This is a genomic window from Planktotalea sp. (assembly GCF_018607995.1).
Lineage (GTDB): Bacteria > Pseudomonadota > Alphaproteobacteria > Rhodobacterales > Rhodobacteraceae > Planktotalea.
Map to the genome: position 1 here is coordinate 1 of NZ_JABBAL010000004.1, position 13,042 is coordinate 13,042.

Sequence of the window (13,042 nt, forward strand, 5' to 3'; positions counted from 1 at the left end):
TGCCGGGCGACAACCTGAAGTTCAACGTTGAGCTGATCGCACCAATCGCGATGGAGCAGGGCCTGCGCTTCGCGATCCGCGAAGGCGGCCGTACGGTTGGCGCGGGTGTTGTGTCCAACATCACGGCGTAAGCTGAGTGCATATGGTGCGTGATATCACACACCTCGCCTAAGACATTAAGAGTGGCATCCAGAAGAATCTGGGTGCCGTTTTTGCATTCCCACTCATCGCTTTTTCAGATGTTTTCTGAAAGATTGAGAACGTCTCTAAAGCCAACTACACGTGCCGGAACATCAGTGTTCCAAACACGGTGATACGATGAGCGGCACTCAGCGCCATCAGATTCCCAATGTCCGGCCTTTATCGTTATCATAGGATAGTTTTTGTTAAGTCCTGTCGACGCGGATTTTAGCTTTTGCCAACGTGCGGGATCTCCGCAAAATTCGCTTACATTTCCGTATAAATCAAAAAGACCCCACGGATTGGGCGTGCCTTGAGCAACGGGTTGAGGCCCGCTCTGGAAACGTGATCTTGTCACACAATCTTGCTGCTTCAATGTTTTGTACTCAGGCGGGTTGTCATTTCCAAACCAAACGTATCGCGAGAACCCGCTCGCGCCATGTATTCCCACTGAAGCGCGCTTGGAAGATCATAAGACCAACGTTTTGAAAGTGTTTGGTTTTGGTGCTCGATCCGTGTCCGCCAGCGACAGTATTCTATGGCATCATCCCATAAAATATTTGAGATTGCGAGTTGGATTGCCCCTTTTGGAAGGGGCTGACTGCCGGCGGCTAAAAATAAGTTGTACTCGCCTTGAGTCACTAAATTTTGAGAAACTAGAAAGCCTGCCTCGATCCTTATTTCCTTTTGTACTTGTTCATCTACTAGGCGGCCAATTTCATCCTCAGGGCTGCCGATCCAAGCGGTGCCTGGTTGAATATAGACCATGTTGCTGGGCATACGGTACCAAGGAAGTTGCTCAGTACTGTTCAAATTGATCGTTGAGAGATTGCCGGACAAAGGCCAGGGTGGAAGTTGATCTCCAAGTGGGTTCGTCATGGTGTAGGTGAATTGCGAGGTATCTTCTGAGAACTCCAAATCTCCACGCCCGTATTCACCAATGAATTCATCCAGCGCCAAGGCGACTGCGAAGGTTTTGCCACTTTTGACTGGTCGGATTTCATTCATTTGTGGCATTCCATCGCGATCCTCGAACCAAAGACCTACAAAGGGATTGAGGGTCTCGCAAAATCTTCCGAGCGCATCTGCGTGCATGACACTTGCTGCATTACTTAACTTGGCTAATCGTTGCGTAGGATAGGCGTCGTACCACGCATCTGCGAAGTCTTGGGCCATTCCAACACCCTGGGCGAGTTCGTGAACAACAGTACCAGCTTGCGAGCTTTTGCCTATCAAACCATTGCTTGCGTCCCAGAACCCGTCGGTCAAATAAACAGTGTTGTTTCATGTGCTACCTATACCCATCACGAAGGCATAGGCGTCTTTCTTGGAGCCATGTGAGTGCGAGAAATCATCGATAACTTGCTTGGTCTCCATGAACTGCGCGATCTTCAAATAGCTGGTGTACAAGGCTTGTAATACTTTTGGATCACTGTCGGTCCCAAACCACGCTTTGACACCGTCGTTCTTGGTCAAGCCGAAGAGATCGCTCAGCTCTCGTTCGGCAGTTTTGACCATCATATAAGCTGCATGATGCGCGTTGGTCAGACGTTTCTGGCGGTCTGGATCAACCGAGGTTCCCGCGAACAACGGGGGCATGGCGGCTGATATAGACAAGTTAGCGTATGCGGTTTGATCACGTGTTTTGGGCAGCGACGTCCGGGATTGAAACACTTGAACCGCCGTCGGAGTATCATTGATTTTGAAATCCACCTTGAGTGGAGCTGCGGTGGCCACAAAATCCGTAACAGGCGCGCCGATGCCTGTGGGATGCGTAGCCGTTGCAATCAAAATGGACTGAAAGTGGCAGCTAAGTTTGACGCTGTAAGTTCCTTCTTTCTTGATTTGGAACAGGTCAATGACACGAAAGTAATACTCTTTCGAACTTTCCCCGGGGTTGAGGTCGATGAAATCCGCGTCTTTGGGTTTGTGAGGTTAGATATAGAAATAGTCGCCCTTGAGTACTTCGCGCTTTTGCGGATCATCAGGTTCATAGATGACTTCCAAATCGGCATGAAAATACTCATCAACCAAAAGCGGCGTTCCCCAGGTGGGAATGCGGTAAGCTACATCGCTCGACCCGTTCTTGATCTTGCCAGTGAAAAAATAAAATCATTCACCGTCTTTGGGGGAATAGTTGGCTGAAACTGGAAACAGGTTTGCCTTAAGTGATATCGAAATTTTGGGTGTGCGATGGGGCGTAGAATTTGCCATTGCTGATGCCCTTGAATAAGGGGCTTTTTGTTGGTGATCGGAATAGCATACTGACGCAAAACTTACATCGATGATATTAGGCTATGTTGCTACGACCGCTTAAAGTTATTGGTAGCGCTTGCACGAATGAGTGCGATGCCGGAGGATGGTAAACATAGACTGCGTCATATTCAGATAACGCTTGCTACCCTCACCGACTCCCTCTATACGCGCGATATCGACAAGGGTGCGCCAGACGCGCCCTTCTTTTATGTCGAACATAAAGACGCGAAGAGGGTGCTGGATGAGCCACTGTCCTCCTCTCCGATCTAGGCCCTGAATTTAGGGGTGATGATTATGGCAGCTAGCCAAACCATCCGCATTCGCCTGAAGGCGTTTGATTACCGAGTTCTCGATTCGAGCACTCAGGAAATCGTAAATACAGCAAAACGGACAGGCGCAGATGTGCGTGGCCCAATCCCTTTGCCGAACAAGATTGAAAAATTCACAGTTCTGAGCTCGCCTCACGTGAACAAGAAGTCCCGCGACCAGTGGGAAGTTCGCACGCACAAGCGTATGCTAGACATCATTGATCCGACCCCCCAGACCGTTGACGCGCTGATGAAGCTCGACCTCGCCGCTGGTGTGGATGTCGAGATCAAGGTTTAAGGGAGTATCAAGCAGATGCGCTCTGGAATCATTGCAAAGAAAGTCGGCATGACCCGACTGTTCATGGAAGACGGCAAGGCGATCCCCGTCACCGTTCTCCAACTCGACGCGCTACAGGTCGTTGCACAGCGTACATCCGATAAGGACGGCTACACAGCGGTCCAACTCGGTGCAGGCACAGCAAAAGCTAAGCGTACATCCCAAGCGATGCGCGGTCACTTCGCAGCAGCGAAAGTTGCCCCGAAGCGTAAAGTCGCTGAGTTTCGTGTTTCTGAGGACAACCTCATCAACGTGGGCGAAGAGATTTCTGCCGAGCATTACCTCGAAGGCCAGAAAGTGGACGTGTCCGGCACATCCATCGGTAAAGGTTTCCAAGGTGCCATGAAGCGCCACAACTTCGGCGGCCTTCGCGCGACTCATGGTGTTTCGATTTCACACCGTTCGCACGGTTCAACTGGTCAATGTCAGGATCCCGGTAAGGTTTTCAAAGGCAAGAAAATGGCTGGTCACATGGGCGCGGCTCGCGTGACAACGCAGAACCTTGAAGTTGTGAAAACGGACGCTGATCGCGGCCTGATCATGATCAAAGGCGCGGTGCCAGGCTCCAAAGGCGGCTGGGTCACAGTTAAAGACGCTGTGAAAAAGAAAATGCCTGACGGCGTTCCTTTCCCTGCGGCTCTGAAATCTGCAGCAACTGAAGCTCCAGCGACAGAAGCACCAGCAGAAGGTGATGAAGCATGAAGCAAGATGTAATCAAACTGGACGGCGGAAAAGCCGGTTCTGTGGACTTGGACGAGGCTCTGTTCGGTCTTGAGCCACGCGCAGACATTCTGCACCGTGTGGTCCGTTGGCAGCGCAACAACGCGCAAGCTGGCACTCACAAGGTGAAGACGCGTTCCGAAGTGAAATATTCCACAAAGAAGATCTATCGTCAGAAAGGTACTGGCGGCGCACGTCACGGTGCACGTTCTGCGCCTATCTTCCGCGGGGGTGGTATCTACAAAGGCCCAGTCGTTCGCTCACACGGTCACGACCTGCCCAAGAAGGTCCGCGCTCTGGGTCTAAAACTGGCTCTGTCCGCGAAAGCGAAAGCAGGTGAGTTGGTCATTATTGATGAGGCGGCTGGCGCAAGCAAGACGTCTGCATTGGCCAAGCAGGTCAAGGACCTTGGTTGGAAACGCGCATTGATCATCGACGGCGCAAGCGTGAACGAAGACTTCGCGCAAGCAGCACGCAACATCGAAGGTCTCGATGTTCTGCCGTCCATGGGCGCAAACGTCTATGACATCCTCAAGCGTGACACACTCGTGCTCACGAAGGCGGGCGTCGAAGCATTGGAGGCACGTTTGAAATGAGCGCAGCAGCTAAGCACTATGATGTGATCCGCAAGCCGCTGATCACCGAGAAAACAACAATGGCGTCCGAGAACGGCGCAGTGGTTTTTGAAGTGGCCATCGACAGCAACAAGCCAATGATCAAAGAAGCTGTAGAAGCTCTCTTTGGCGTCAAGGTGAAGGCCGTGAACACGTCCATCACTAAAGGCAAAACAAAGCGGTTCCGCGGTCAGATGGGTCGTCGTAAGGACGTGAAGAAAGCCTATGTGACATTAGAAGAAGGCAACACAATCGACGTGACCACTGGTCTCTAGAATTTGTTATCCCTGATGAATTCGAGAAACCCCGCTCTGGCAACAGGGTGGGGTTTTTCTTTTGTGGTAGGGGCCACAATAATCTAGGTGCAGCACCCGCCACCCACATCGGCGAAAATAGCAGCTTGTTACCCCGCTTCGCGTCCGACCGACCCGTCGCACCTCTGGTGCGCGCACTTAGTGGGTCTACGCTTTTGCTGAGGTTTCAATTGCCGAGGATCGGTTATTCGGATTTTTCAGACATTGAATGCGCCGTTCAAATGTGGCGCGCCCACCCTCGGTCTGGCGTGTTCATCTGGGCAAAATTGCGTCTTTGTGTTCTTGAAACTCAAATTTTTTTAGTAGCCAGTTGGGAAGTTTGGCTGAAGAAGTGGCGAGTTGCGCCAAATCGGTCGCCGTAAACGTTTTTGAAAGTTAACCACCTTCTTTTTCACTAAATGATTTTCGGTCTCAAAGGCGAGGATGCAGCCTGCCATGTGCAAGCTTTGTGACGCATCCGTGACAAAGAAAATTTCTCCATCCAATCAGCTTCCCAAAGAGGGACTCAATATAACATCGCCTTTCAGTAGAAGACGACTTTTTCAACATACACGCAAACTAACGCAGCTCGGTCCTTTAAAGTTTTTTCACAACGGCTCTATATCTAGGCGCTTGCTCGATCTCATTTGGTCGAATAACTGTCCCAACTTCACTGATAAGTATGGCGTGTTGCAAATCGCTTTCGAGACAAGACAATTGCGTTACAGCTAAACCAATGGCTTGGTAATCACCTTGAGCAAGTTGTGGGCTGACATGCAGAATTTGGGTTTCAGTAGGTTCTTTGATGAGATTTCCTTTCATTTTTGACGAACTCAATTCCGATAGAAACGCTGATCCCAAGAATTTGGCGTGTTTTTATGACATTTAGCAAAGCCGCTACTCCCCCAAACCCTTGACCCTAACCCCCCAACCTCCTAAGAGATCTCCACGCCTCAGCCCCAGATTCGTCTGGGGCTTTGCTGTTGGCTGCTTATAATCAAAAGCAGACGCCTAATCGGGCACCTACGGGGGCCTTAACTTTGTCACCTCTTGATAACAAAGAGGGGGCTTTCATCGTCGCTTGAGCCACAATTTGGCGCACGCGAATAAAAACGGAAGACCATAGCATGGCACTCAAGTCGTATAAGCCGACGACGCCGGGCCAGCGCGGGCTGGTGCTGATCGACCGTTCGGAGCTGTACAAAGGACGCCCCGTCAAATCTCTCACAGAGGGTTTGACGAAATCGGGTGGCCGGAACAACACCGGACGCATTACATCACGTCGCCGCGGTGGTGGAGCGAAACGCCTCTACCGTATCGTCGATTTCCGCCGCAACAAAATGGATGTTGCTGCGACAATCGAGCGTATAGAATATGACCCTAACCGCACAGCCTTTATCGCGCTTATCAAATATGATGATGGCGAGCAGGCGTATATCCTAGCCCCACAGCGTGTTGCTGTTGGCGACAAGGTTATCTCTGCGGCGAAGGCAGACATCAAACCTGGTAACGCAATGCCATTCTCTGGCATGCCTATCGGTACGATCATTCACAACATCGAACTGAAGCCCGGAAAAGGTGGTCAGATCGCACGTTCCGCTGGTACTTATGCTCAGTTCGTAGGTCGTGACGGTGGTTACGCGCAGATCCGTCTTTCTTCCGGCGAGCTACGTCTCGTGCGTCAAGAATGTATGGCAACAGTTGGTGCGGTGTCCAACCCTGACAACTCCAACCAGAACTACGGTAAAGCGGGCCGCATGCGTCACAAGGGCATTCGCCCAAGTGTTCGTGGAGTCGTTATGAACCCGATCGATCACCCTCACGGTGGTGGTGAAGGCCGTACATCCGGTGGTCGTCACCCGGTTACTCCTTGGGGTAAGCCGACAAAGGGTGCGCGTACACGCAACAAAAAACAAGCGTCGCAAAAGCTTATTATTCGCTCGCGCCACGCCAAGAAGAAGGGACGCTAATATATGTCTCGCTCTGTTTGGAAAGGCCCGTTCGTGGACGCATATGTCCTCAAGAAGGCTGAAGCGTCCCGTGAAAGCGGTCGCAATGAAGTTATCAAGATTTGGTCGCGTCGTTCGACGATCCTGCCTCAGTTCGTTGGACTGACGTTTGGTGTCTACAACGGCCAAAAGCACGTAACCGTCAACGTCACGGAAGACATGATTGGACAGAAGTTCGGTGAGTATTCACCAACTCGTACCTATTATGGTCACGCGGCTGACAAAAAAGCGAAGCGGAAGTAAGCCATGAGCAAGGATAAGAATCCCCGCCGCGTGGCAGACAACGAAGCAATGGCAAAACTGCGCATGCTCCGTACTTCCCCGCAAAAGCTGAACTTGGTTGCGGGCATGATCCGTGGCAAGAAAGTTGACAAAGCGTTGACTGATCTGGCGTTCTCTAAAAAGCGTATTTCTGCTGATGTGCGTAAGTGCCTTCAGTCCGCGATCGCAAACGCAGAAAACAACCACAACCTGGATGTGGACGAGCTGATCGTTGCAGAAGCTTACGTTGGTAAGAACCTGACAATGAAACGCGGTCGTCCACGGGCTCGTGGTCGTTTCGGCAAGATTATCAAGCCGTTCAGCGAAATCACCATTCTGGTCCGCCAGATCGAGGAGCAAAGCTAATGGGTAATAAAACCAATCCAATCGGCATGCGCCTTCAGGTTAACCGTACTTGGGATAGCCGCTGGTATGCAGATAGCAAAGATTACGGGAATCTTCTTTTGGAAGACCTGGCAATCCGCGATTTCGTCAACAAAGAGTGCAAGCAAGCGGGCATCTCCCGTGTGATCATCGAGCGTCCTCACAAGAAGTGCCGCGTGACGATCCATACTGCGCGCCCTGGTGTTATCATTGGTAAGAAAGGCGCGGATATCGAGACGCTCCGCAAGAAGCTTGCTAAGATCACTGACTCCGAGTTGCACTTGAACATCGTTGAAGTGCGCAAGCCAGAGCTTGATGCTCAGCTTGTGGGTGAGAGCATCTCGCAGCAGCTTGAGCGTCGTGTTTCTTTCCGTCGCGCTATGAAGCGTGCGGTTCAGAACGCAATGCGTATGGGTGCTCTTGGTATTCGTGTGAACGTTGCTGGCCGTCTTGGCGGTGCAGAGATCGCACGGACGGAGTGGTATCGTGAAGGTCGCGTGCCTTTGCACACGCTGCGCGCCGACATCGATTACGCTCACGTTGAGGCCGAAACTGCATACGGCATCATCGGGATCAAAACCTGGATCTTCAAAGGCGAGATCATGGAACACGATCCTCAGGCACGTGACCGTAAAGCACAAGAACTCCAAGATGGCCCTGCACCTCGTGGTGCTGGCGGTCGTCGCTAAGGGAGAGATTAAATGCTTCAACCAAAACGTACCAAATTCCGCAAAATGCACAAAGGCCGTATCAACGGTCTGGCAAAAGGCGGATCTGATCTGAACTTCGGAACGTATGGCCTTAAAGCCACCACGCCCGAGCGTGTAACAGCACGCCAGATCGAAGCCGCACGTCGTGCAATGACGCGTCACATGAAACGTCAAGGCCGTGTCTGGATCCGTATTTTTCCAGACACGCCAGTGACCTCCAAGCCTACCGAAGTTCGTATGGGTAAGGGTAAAGGTTCTGTTGATTTTTGGGCAGCGAAGGTCAAACCAGGCCGGATCATGTTCGAGATCGACGGCGTGAACGACGAAATCGCACGTGAGGCGCTTCGCCTCGCAGCGATGAAGTTGGCCGTGAAGACACGCATCGTGGTTCGCGAAGACTGGTAAGACTGGGCACCCGAATTTTCTAGAAAATTTGCACCAAGTCTCACCATAAAGATCAAGGAACCCCTGCCGAGAAATCGGTAGGGGTTTTTTGCATAATTGTTCCAAGGATAAAGACGCGCATCAATCAGCCAAAACAGAGTGTCCAGCGCCGATGCCAGAAAATACGCTAAAACCCGAAACTGATGCCGACACTGACGAATATCTGCTCGTTTGATCCCGCAACGCTGGCAATCGGACTGTCTGCGGCGTCATTCATCAGGACTTTGTAGCCCGCCACACCCGTTATCGAGAATTGTTTATTGATCTTATAATTGGCAAACAAAGACAGTCCGACGTCTTTGATCCCTGCGCCTGCGTTAAACGGGGCAAGTCCCGAAGCACTGCCTGCATCGACGCCGAAATTGGTAGTCATGTAGTCTGCGTTCGCGTAAATCGTGCTCGCGCGTGCACCCAAAGTCCAATCGCCTTGCAGCCGCGAAAGCCCGACGCTGGCCTCAACTTGCGTGCCCGTGGCCCCACCTTGAACACCTTGGACGACAGAAACGCGCGGTGACAGGAACGTCTTGAACCCGCCTGTAGGGAAATTCAGCTGTGCGTAGCCACCCAGCTCAATACCGCCGTCAATATCGGGTAGGGCGCTGACTTGGCCATTGTCGATTTTAGCCCCCGTGCGACCAAAATTATAGCGCAGGATCGGACCGGCATCGAACGCGCGCGACGACAAGAGGTCCGCCTCAAGGCCGGGACCGGCCGAGCGCACGGATATTTCGTCGTTCTTGAAAGAAAAGCTCGGCGCGACCCGTGTGGTGAAATCGCTGCTGCCCTCGAACTGCGGCACCAAAATAGCGCCCAAGCCCACAGTTGTTTGAGCCGAGGCTACAATGCAAGAGAATGCCAGCAAAGCCAGTGACGTGAGTGCAGTTTTGTGTCTGTTCATTCCGGCAGTTATCTCTTGGTGGTCTTTTACATTTTTTAATAGTTACGTTTGTGCGTGCACTCTGGATCACAGTTTTCGCAAGGGTTTGTTAATTAAACCTCTACAGGGGTTGGCACTCCGTCGGGATCGCTTCATCATGCAAATCGTAATCGCCGCCGCATTTCCTGCAACGACAGAGACCCCCGATATGACATCGCCCGCAAGACTAGCCTTGATCGACAGCGCGCGCACGGGGGCCATCCTTGCGATGGTGATCTTTCATTTCACCTATGATTTGGAACTCTTCGGCTTTGCACCACGTGGCACAATGGCCAGTCGCGAATGGATCTTGTTTGCACAAGGCATTGCAGGCAGCTTTCTGTTTCTCTCAGGCATCAGCCTCGTCCTCGCGACGAAAAACCACCCGATTGTCCTGCGCAAGTATCTCATCCGCTTGGTGCAAATCGGTGCAGGGGCAATCACGGTCACGCTTGGCACGTACATCGCGATGGGCAGCTCTTTCGTTCGCTTTGGCGTACTACACCACATGTTCGCGGCCAGCATTCTAGGACTGCTCTTCTTGCGCCTTCCGTTCTGGGCAAACGCAACATTCGGTGCGGCGATCCTTGCGTGGCCGCATTTAGGACCATGGCCCGTACTCACGAACACATTCTGGCTGTGGCTGGGCAAAACCAGCACACCCTTGCCACCCATGGTAGATTACGTGCCGGTCCTGCCGTGGTTCGGCGCTTTTCTGCTGGGCATGGCGCTGGCTGGTTGGCTCACACATGCGGACAAATGGGCAGTCCTCGTCACCTCTATCAACCCAAATACGCGCCTTAGCCGCATTCTGAGTTGGCCGGGACAACACACGCTCGCGATATATCTTATCCATCAACCAGTGCTTCTTGGCGGGGTGTATCTTGGGCGCATAATAGCGGGCTAGAACATACAAATTCACGGGGCTGTGACTGGTTCTATGAGCAGGGCGTGTTATGACGTAAAAAGACCCCAAACCCCGAGTCGGATCACAGTATGAAGGAGTGCATCGCCGTGCTCACCCGCCGCCATTTCACAATCACAGCAGCCGCGCTGTTTTCCCAACCCCTTGCGGGCATCGCCAATGCTGCGCCGACCTCCAAAAGATCCAGCTGGGATGCGTGGGATGCGCAGGTCACCCCTGCGGATTTTGATCCTGCAACGATGAATCCATGGGGACTGCACCGCCGCTTCTTGCCGCAAAGGGTTGAGGCACGTTCGAACCTGAAAGTGGGTGATATCCACGTGGATGCGGTTGCGCGCTACCTTTATCATATTGACGGCCAAGGCACGGCGATGCGCTATGGCGTGGCGATTGCACGCGGCAATCTCTATGAGCCGGGAACCTTTTCGATCGGTCGCAAATCAAAATGGCCCACATGGACGCCGACCCCTGCGATGATCAAACGTGACCCACATCTTTACGAGCAACACGCGGATGGCATGAACGCAGGCCCATCCAATCCACTGGGTTCACGCGCGCTCTATCTCTTTCGCGGCAATCGGGACAGCTACTTGCGCATCCACGGCTCGCCCAATCCGGGTTCCATCGGTGGCCGCTCCAGTTCTGGCTGCGTGCGCATGGTGATGGCGCATATCAATGGGTTGTATGAGAACGTCTCAACAGGCGTCACCGCGCATTTGCACCCTGCCGAGGACCAGGTCACAGCGAGTTCTTAAGCGCGCGTTGAGGGTGGTTTGATTGAAAGCAATGGGATCGGCGGGCTGCCGATCTCATGATGCTTTTGTAACAGAGCTCAAGATTCTTAGTGATTAATTCAACATAACACCCTTTATCTGCTGTTCCGGCTTTGTCGCGAAGCACGGGATAGTGCATAAATTGCATCCTCCCTCTCAAACAAACAAAAACACCCGCCAAAACTAGCGGGTGTTTCTAACTCAGTGCCGTCACGCCAAACCGTTTAGCTTGCGGATCTCGTGCAAATCGGGCGGCCGTTGCGTGCACGTAGGGGGAGCATTGTGTCCTCCACAGGTCCCACGTGTCGGTACGTGTAGCAGCCATCGATTGGATCAACTCTCAACGCCGTCAAATCCTGACCAGCCGCCGCGATGGAGGTCACGCCCTCAGGCACTTCCGCGATAAACTGATTTGACGCGCTGGCTGTTGTGCCGCTGATATCTTGGCAGGCTGCGATCAAAGGCAGTGCGCAGATCAATAGGTAACTTTTCTTAAACATGTGACGCGTGTCCCCCGAATGTCTGCGCTGAAAATGCTTGATATTCGTGCAAGAGGCCAGCTGTTTCGTGAAATTCAAATCACGAAGCTGCGAGCCTCCGCAGTCGTGCAACAATCCGACCTGAGGACTCTTTACTCGCACTCGCGCATTTTCTCATATAAGAGGCTGTATGCCTCAAATCGACTCTCTCTTTGTGACCCGCCTTTACCGCGCCGCTCTATCCGAGCACGGCGCAATTTCCGCTGATGAGCTGGAAGCGTCCTGTTTCGCGATTGCGAGCGATGATGAAGCGGGCCAGCAATGGTGTGAGGACAATGATTTCCCCGGTTACACGTCTTATGCGTCCCTCAGTGATCTGCCATGGCGCTTCCCGATCTTCGCAGATCTGGTGAAGAACCTAGATGCGCATGTGGCGGCTTTTGCGAAAGATGCACAGTTCGATCTGGATGGACGCGAGCTGAAGCTGGAGGATATCTGGATCAACATCCTACCCGAGGGAGGCATTCACACATCCCACATCCACCCCCATTCGGTGATCAGCGGCACAACTTATGTGTCGATGCCCAAAGGTGCGAGTGCGATCAAATTCGAAGACCCGCGCAGCCAGATGATGATGGCCGCGCCTGTGCGTTTGAAGGACGCGCGCCAAGAGCTGAAAACCTTTGTCTATGTCGAACCCAAAGTCGGAGACGTGCTCTTGTGGGAAAGCTGGTTGCGTCACGAAGTGCCAATGAACATGGCCGAAGAAGAACGCGTCTCGGTGAGCTTTAATTACGCTTGGGGGTAGGCGACTTTTCTACCTTCGTAATGATCCTAAGAACAAACCAATTCCGCCAACAAGTAAGACCAATATCACAACCAGATCAAAGGCACTCATGCTGGTAAAGCGGATGTTGAGGTTCGCGAATACTCCGAAGACGAGCGCTGTGAGCGAGCCAAGGGGCAAAAGCCATCCGAGTTTGTTGTTGGCATTATAAAACACTATTCCTATACCAAACAGAAATGGGACGAGAACCAAGCCTTTGGTGACTAGAAAGTTCCCAATCGAGAAAACATATGAGCCAAGCCCGAAGGATGGGCCCACTATGATGGAGGGCAACAATAGATAGCCGCCGCACATCATGATGAGACCAATAAGAAATCGCATCGAGCCGCCGTCTGTTCCGCCTGCGTTTTTGAAATTCATTGATCCACCTGTTGCTTTCAGAAACCTTAAACTTAGCCCATGAAGGAAGGCAATTTAGAAGTAAGGTGCTTGGTATCACGCGCCTTACGTTTAAGGGGTTGCGCGATGACACATGAGGGTCTAAACGCAACGCTTCTAGTGACCTCCACGGGATTCGTTTGTCACGCTTTAGCGGCAACCTCGTGATGTTGAAAAAGGAATAGGCTATGAACGCCAACGAACTGCG

The 13,042-nt window shown here is 52.4% G+C and carries 19 protein-coding genes and 2 pseudogenes; 15 read left to right on the top strand and 6 right to left on the bottom strand.

Annotation, left to right across the window (positions count from 1 at the left end; genetic code table 11):
• Nucleotides 1-131 (top strand): annotated as a pseudogene (gene tuf / locus QZ280_RS01405) (elongation factor Tu); the annotation flags it as partial.
• A 104-nt stretch (nt 132-235) separates the two neighbouring features.
• Here tuf and QZ280_RS01410 read toward each other — a convergent pair.
• Together QZ280_RS01410 and QZ280_RS01415 are read right to left on the bottom strand one after the other, a co-directional pair.
• Nucleotides 236-1,449 (bottom strand): annotated as a pseudogene (locus QZ280_RS01410) (SUMF1/EgtB/PvdO family nonheme iron enzyme).
• A 15-nt stretch (nt 1,450-1,464) separates the two neighbouring features.
• The gene (locus QZ280_RS01415; RefSeq protein ID WP_293440420.1) at nt 1,465-1,971 is read right to left on the bottom strand and encodes a hypothetical protein; all 507 of its coding nucleotides are present in this window, start codon (nt 1,969-1,971) and stop codon (nt 1,465-1,467) included.
• A gap of 12 nt (nt 1,972-1,983) precedes the next feature.
• On the opposite strand from QZ280_RS01415, the gene QZ280_RS01420 reads away from it, so the two are divergent.
• From QZ280_RS01420 to QZ280_RS01445, 6 genes are all read left to right on the top strand, one after another.
• Complete coding sequence (locus tag QZ280_RS01420; protein WP_293440422.1) at nt 1,984-2,325, top strand: hypothetical protein; 342 nt, start codon at nt 1,984-1,986, stop codon at nt 2,323-2,325.
• 195 nt (nt 2,326-2,520) lie between these two features.
• Nucleotides 2,521-2,706 carry a hypothetical protein gene (locus tag QZ280_RS01425; RefSeq protein ID WP_293440424.1) on the top strand — a complete coding sequence of 62 codons (186 nt, stop codon included), beginning with the start codon at nt 2,521-2,523 and terminating at the stop codon, nt 2,704-2,706.
• Nucleotides 2,707-2,730: 24 nt separating this feature from the next.
• Nucleotides 2,731-3,042, top strand: a complete 312-nt coding sequence (rpsJ, locus tag QZ280_RS01430) for a 30S ribosomal protein S10 (protein ID WP_293440426.1) — start codon at nt 2,731-2,733, stop codon at nt 3,040-3,042.
• Between the two features lie 15 nt (nt 3,043-3,057).
• Nucleotides 3,058-3,783, top strand: a complete 726-nt coding sequence (gene rplC / locus QZ280_RS01435; protein WP_293440428.1) for a 50S ribosomal protein L3 — start codon at nt 3,058-3,060, stop codon at nt 3,781-3,783.
• A complete protein-coding gene (rplD, locus tag QZ280_RS01440; protein WP_293440430.1) occupies nt 3,780-4,397 on the top strand; it encodes a 50S ribosomal protein L4 in 618 nt (205 codons plus the stop codon). The genes rplC and rplD overlap by 4 nt, the downstream gene beginning before the upstream one ends.
• Complete coding sequence (locus tag QZ280_RS01445; RefSeq protein WP_293440432.1) at nt 4,394-4,690, top strand: 50S ribosomal protein L23; 297 nt, start codon at nt 4,394-4,396, stop codon at nt 4,688-4,690. The genes rplD and QZ280_RS01445 overlap by 4 nt, the downstream gene beginning before the upstream one ends.
• Before the next feature lie 615 nt (nt 4,691-5,305).
• Here QZ280_RS01445 and QZ280_RS01450 read toward each other — a convergent pair.
• Entirely contained in the window at nt 5,306-5,530 is a 225-nt protein-coding gene (locus QZ280_RS01450) for a hypothetical protein (protein ID WP_293440434.1), read from the bottom strand.
• Between the two features lie 305 nt (nt 5,531-5,835).
• Between QZ280_RS01450 and rplB the strand changes: the two genes are divergently transcribed.
• Genes rplB through rplP form a run of 5 tightly spaced genes read left to right on the top strand, consistent with a single transcriptional unit; the run spans nt 5,836 to nt 8,477 of the window.
• Nucleotides 5,836-6,678 carry a 50S ribosomal protein L2 gene (gene rplB, locus QZ280_RS01455; RefSeq protein WP_009827896.1) on the top strand — a complete coding sequence of 281 codons (843 nt, stop codon included), beginning with the start codon at nt 5,836-5,838 and terminating at the stop codon, nt 6,676-6,678.
• Nucleotides 6,679-6,681: 3 nt separating this feature from the next.
• Nucleotides 6,682-6,960, top strand: coding sequence for a 30S ribosomal protein S19 (rpsS, locus tag QZ280_RS01460; protein ID WP_040776022.1), 279 nt, complete (start codon nt 6,682-6,684; stop codon nt 6,958-6,960).
• A gap of 3 nt (nt 6,961-6,963) precedes the next feature.
• On the top strand, nt 6,964-7,344 hold the full coding sequence (gene rplV / locus QZ280_RS01465) for a 50S ribosomal protein L22 (protein WP_293440442.1): 381 nt from the start codon (nt 6,964-6,966) through the stop codon (nt 7,342-7,344).
• Nucleotides 7,344-8,051, top strand: coding sequence for a 30S ribosomal protein S3 (gene rpsC / locus QZ280_RS01470; protein WP_293440444.1), 708 nt, complete (start codon nt 7,344-7,346; stop codon nt 8,049-8,051). The genes rplV and rpsC overlap by 1 nt, the downstream gene beginning before the upstream one ends.
• Nucleotides 8,052-8,063: 12 nt before the next feature.
• On the top strand, nt 8,064-8,477 hold the full coding sequence (gene rplP, locus QZ280_RS01475) for a 50S ribosomal protein L16 (protein ID WP_009827656.1): 414 nt from the start codon (nt 8,064-8,066) through the stop codon (nt 8,475-8,477).
• 166 nt (nt 8,478-8,643) lie between these two features.
• On the opposite strand, the gene QZ280_RS01480 is transcribed toward rplP, so the two are convergent.
• Nucleotides 8,644-9,414 (bottom strand): MipA/OmpV family protein, encoded by a 771-nt coding sequence (locus QZ280_RS01480; RefSeq protein WP_293440449.1) that lies wholly within the window; start codon nt 9,412-9,414, stop codon nt 8,644-8,646.
• 136 nt (nt 9,415-9,550) lie between these two features.
• Between QZ280_RS01480 and QZ280_RS01485 the strand changes: the two genes are divergently transcribed.
• Together QZ280_RS01485 and QZ280_RS01490 are read left to right on the top strand one after the other, a co-directional pair.
• The gene (locus tag QZ280_RS01485; protein WP_293440451.1) at nt 9,551-10,339 is read left to right on the top strand and encodes a heparan-alpha-glucosaminide N-acetyltransferase; all 789 of its coding nucleotides are present in this window, start codon (nt 9,551-9,553) and stop codon (nt 10,337-10,339) included.
• 107 nt (nt 10,340-10,446) lie between these two features.
• Nucleotides 10,447-11,112 carry a L,D-transpeptidase gene (locus tag QZ280_RS01490; RefSeq protein WP_293440453.1) on the top strand — a complete coding sequence of 222 codons (666 nt, stop codon included), beginning with the start codon at nt 10,447-10,449 and terminating at the stop codon, nt 11,110-11,112.
• 242 nt (nt 11,113-11,354) lie between these two features.
• On the opposite strand, the gene QZ280_RS01495 is transcribed toward QZ280_RS01490, so the two are convergent.
• Entirely contained in the window at nt 11,355-11,630 is a 276-nt protein-coding gene (locus QZ280_RS01495; protein ID WP_293440454.1) for a hypothetical protein, read from the bottom strand.
• A 169-nt stretch (nt 11,631-11,799) separates the two neighbouring features.
• Here QZ280_RS01495 and QZ280_RS01500 point away from each other — a divergent pair, with 169 nt between their 5' ends.
• On the top strand, nt 11,800-12,417 hold the full coding sequence (locus QZ280_RS01500) for a 2OG-Fe(II) oxygenase family protein (protein WP_293440455.1): 618 nt from the start codon (nt 11,800-11,802) through the stop codon (nt 12,415-12,417).
• Nucleotides 12,418-12,426: 9 nt separating this feature from the next.
• Here the strand turns inward: QZ280_RS01500 and QZ280_RS01505 are convergent, their stop codons facing one another.
• Nucleotides 12,427-12,816 (bottom strand): hypothetical protein, encoded by a 390-nt coding sequence (locus QZ280_RS01505; RefSeq protein ID WP_293440456.1) that lies wholly within the window; start codon nt 12,814-12,816, stop codon nt 12,427-12,429.
• Between the last annotated feature and the right edge of the window lie 226 nt (nt 12,817-13,042).

Coding starts and splice junctions, on each gene's coding strand:
- QZ280_RS01495 (WP_293440454.1), bottom strand. CDS start 11,630: ATGTTTAAGAAAAGTTACCTATTGATCTGCGCACTGCCTTTGATCGCA.
- rpsS (WP_040776022.1), top strand. CDS start 6,682: ATGTCTCGCTCTGTTTGGAAAGGCCCGTTCGTGGACGCATATGTCCTC.
- rplD (WP_293440430.1), top strand. CDS start 3,780: ATGAAGCAAGATGTAATCAAACTGGACGGCGGAAAAGCCGGTTCTGTG.
- QZ280_RS01505 (WP_293440456.1), bottom strand. CDS start 12,816: ATGAATTTCAAAAACGCAGGCGGAACAGACGGCGGCTCGATGCGATTT.
- QZ280_RS01500 (WP_293440455.1), top strand. CDS start 11,800: ATGCCTCAAATCGACTCTCTCTTTGTGACCCGCCTTTACCGCGCCGCT.
- rplB (WP_009827896.1), top strand. CDS start 5,836: ATGGCACTCAAGTCGTATAAGCCGACGACGCCGGGCCAGCGCGGGCTG.
- rplV (WP_293440442.1), top strand. CDS start 6,964: ATGAGCAAGGATAAGAATCCCCGCCGCGTGGCAGACAACGAAGCAATG.
- rplC (WP_293440428.1), top strand. CDS start 3,058: ATGCGCTCTGGAATCATTGCAAAGAAAGTCGGCATGACCCGACTGTTC.
- QZ280_RS01485 (WP_293440451.1), top strand. CDS start 9,551: ATGCAAATCGTAATCGCCGCCGCATTTCCTGCAACGACAGAGACCCCC.
- rpsJ (WP_293440426.1), top strand. CDS start 2,731: ATGGCAGCTAGCCAAACCATCCGCATTCGCCTGAAGGCGTTTGATTAC.
- QZ280_RS01450 (WP_293440434.1), bottom strand. CDS start 5,530: ATGAAAGGAAATCTCATCAAAGAACCTACTGAAACCCAAATTCTGCAT.
- QZ280_RS01425 (WP_293440424.1), top strand. CDS start 2,521: ATGAGTGCGATGCCGGAGGATGGTAAACATAGACTGCGTCATATTCAG.
- rplP (WP_009827656.1), top strand. CDS start 8,064: ATGCTTCAACCAAAACGTACCAAATTCCGCAAAATGCACAAAGGCCGT.
- QZ280_RS01445 (WP_293440432.1), top strand. CDS start 4,394: ATGAGCGCAGCAGCTAAGCACTATGATGTGATCCGCAAGCCGCTGATC.
- rpsC (WP_293440444.1), top strand. CDS start 7,344: ATGGGTAATAAAACCAATCCAATCGGCATGCGCCTTCAGGTTAACCGT.
- QZ280_RS01480 (WP_293440449.1), bottom strand. CDS start 9,414: ATGAACAGACACAAAACTGCACTCACGTCACTGGCTTTGCTGGCATTC.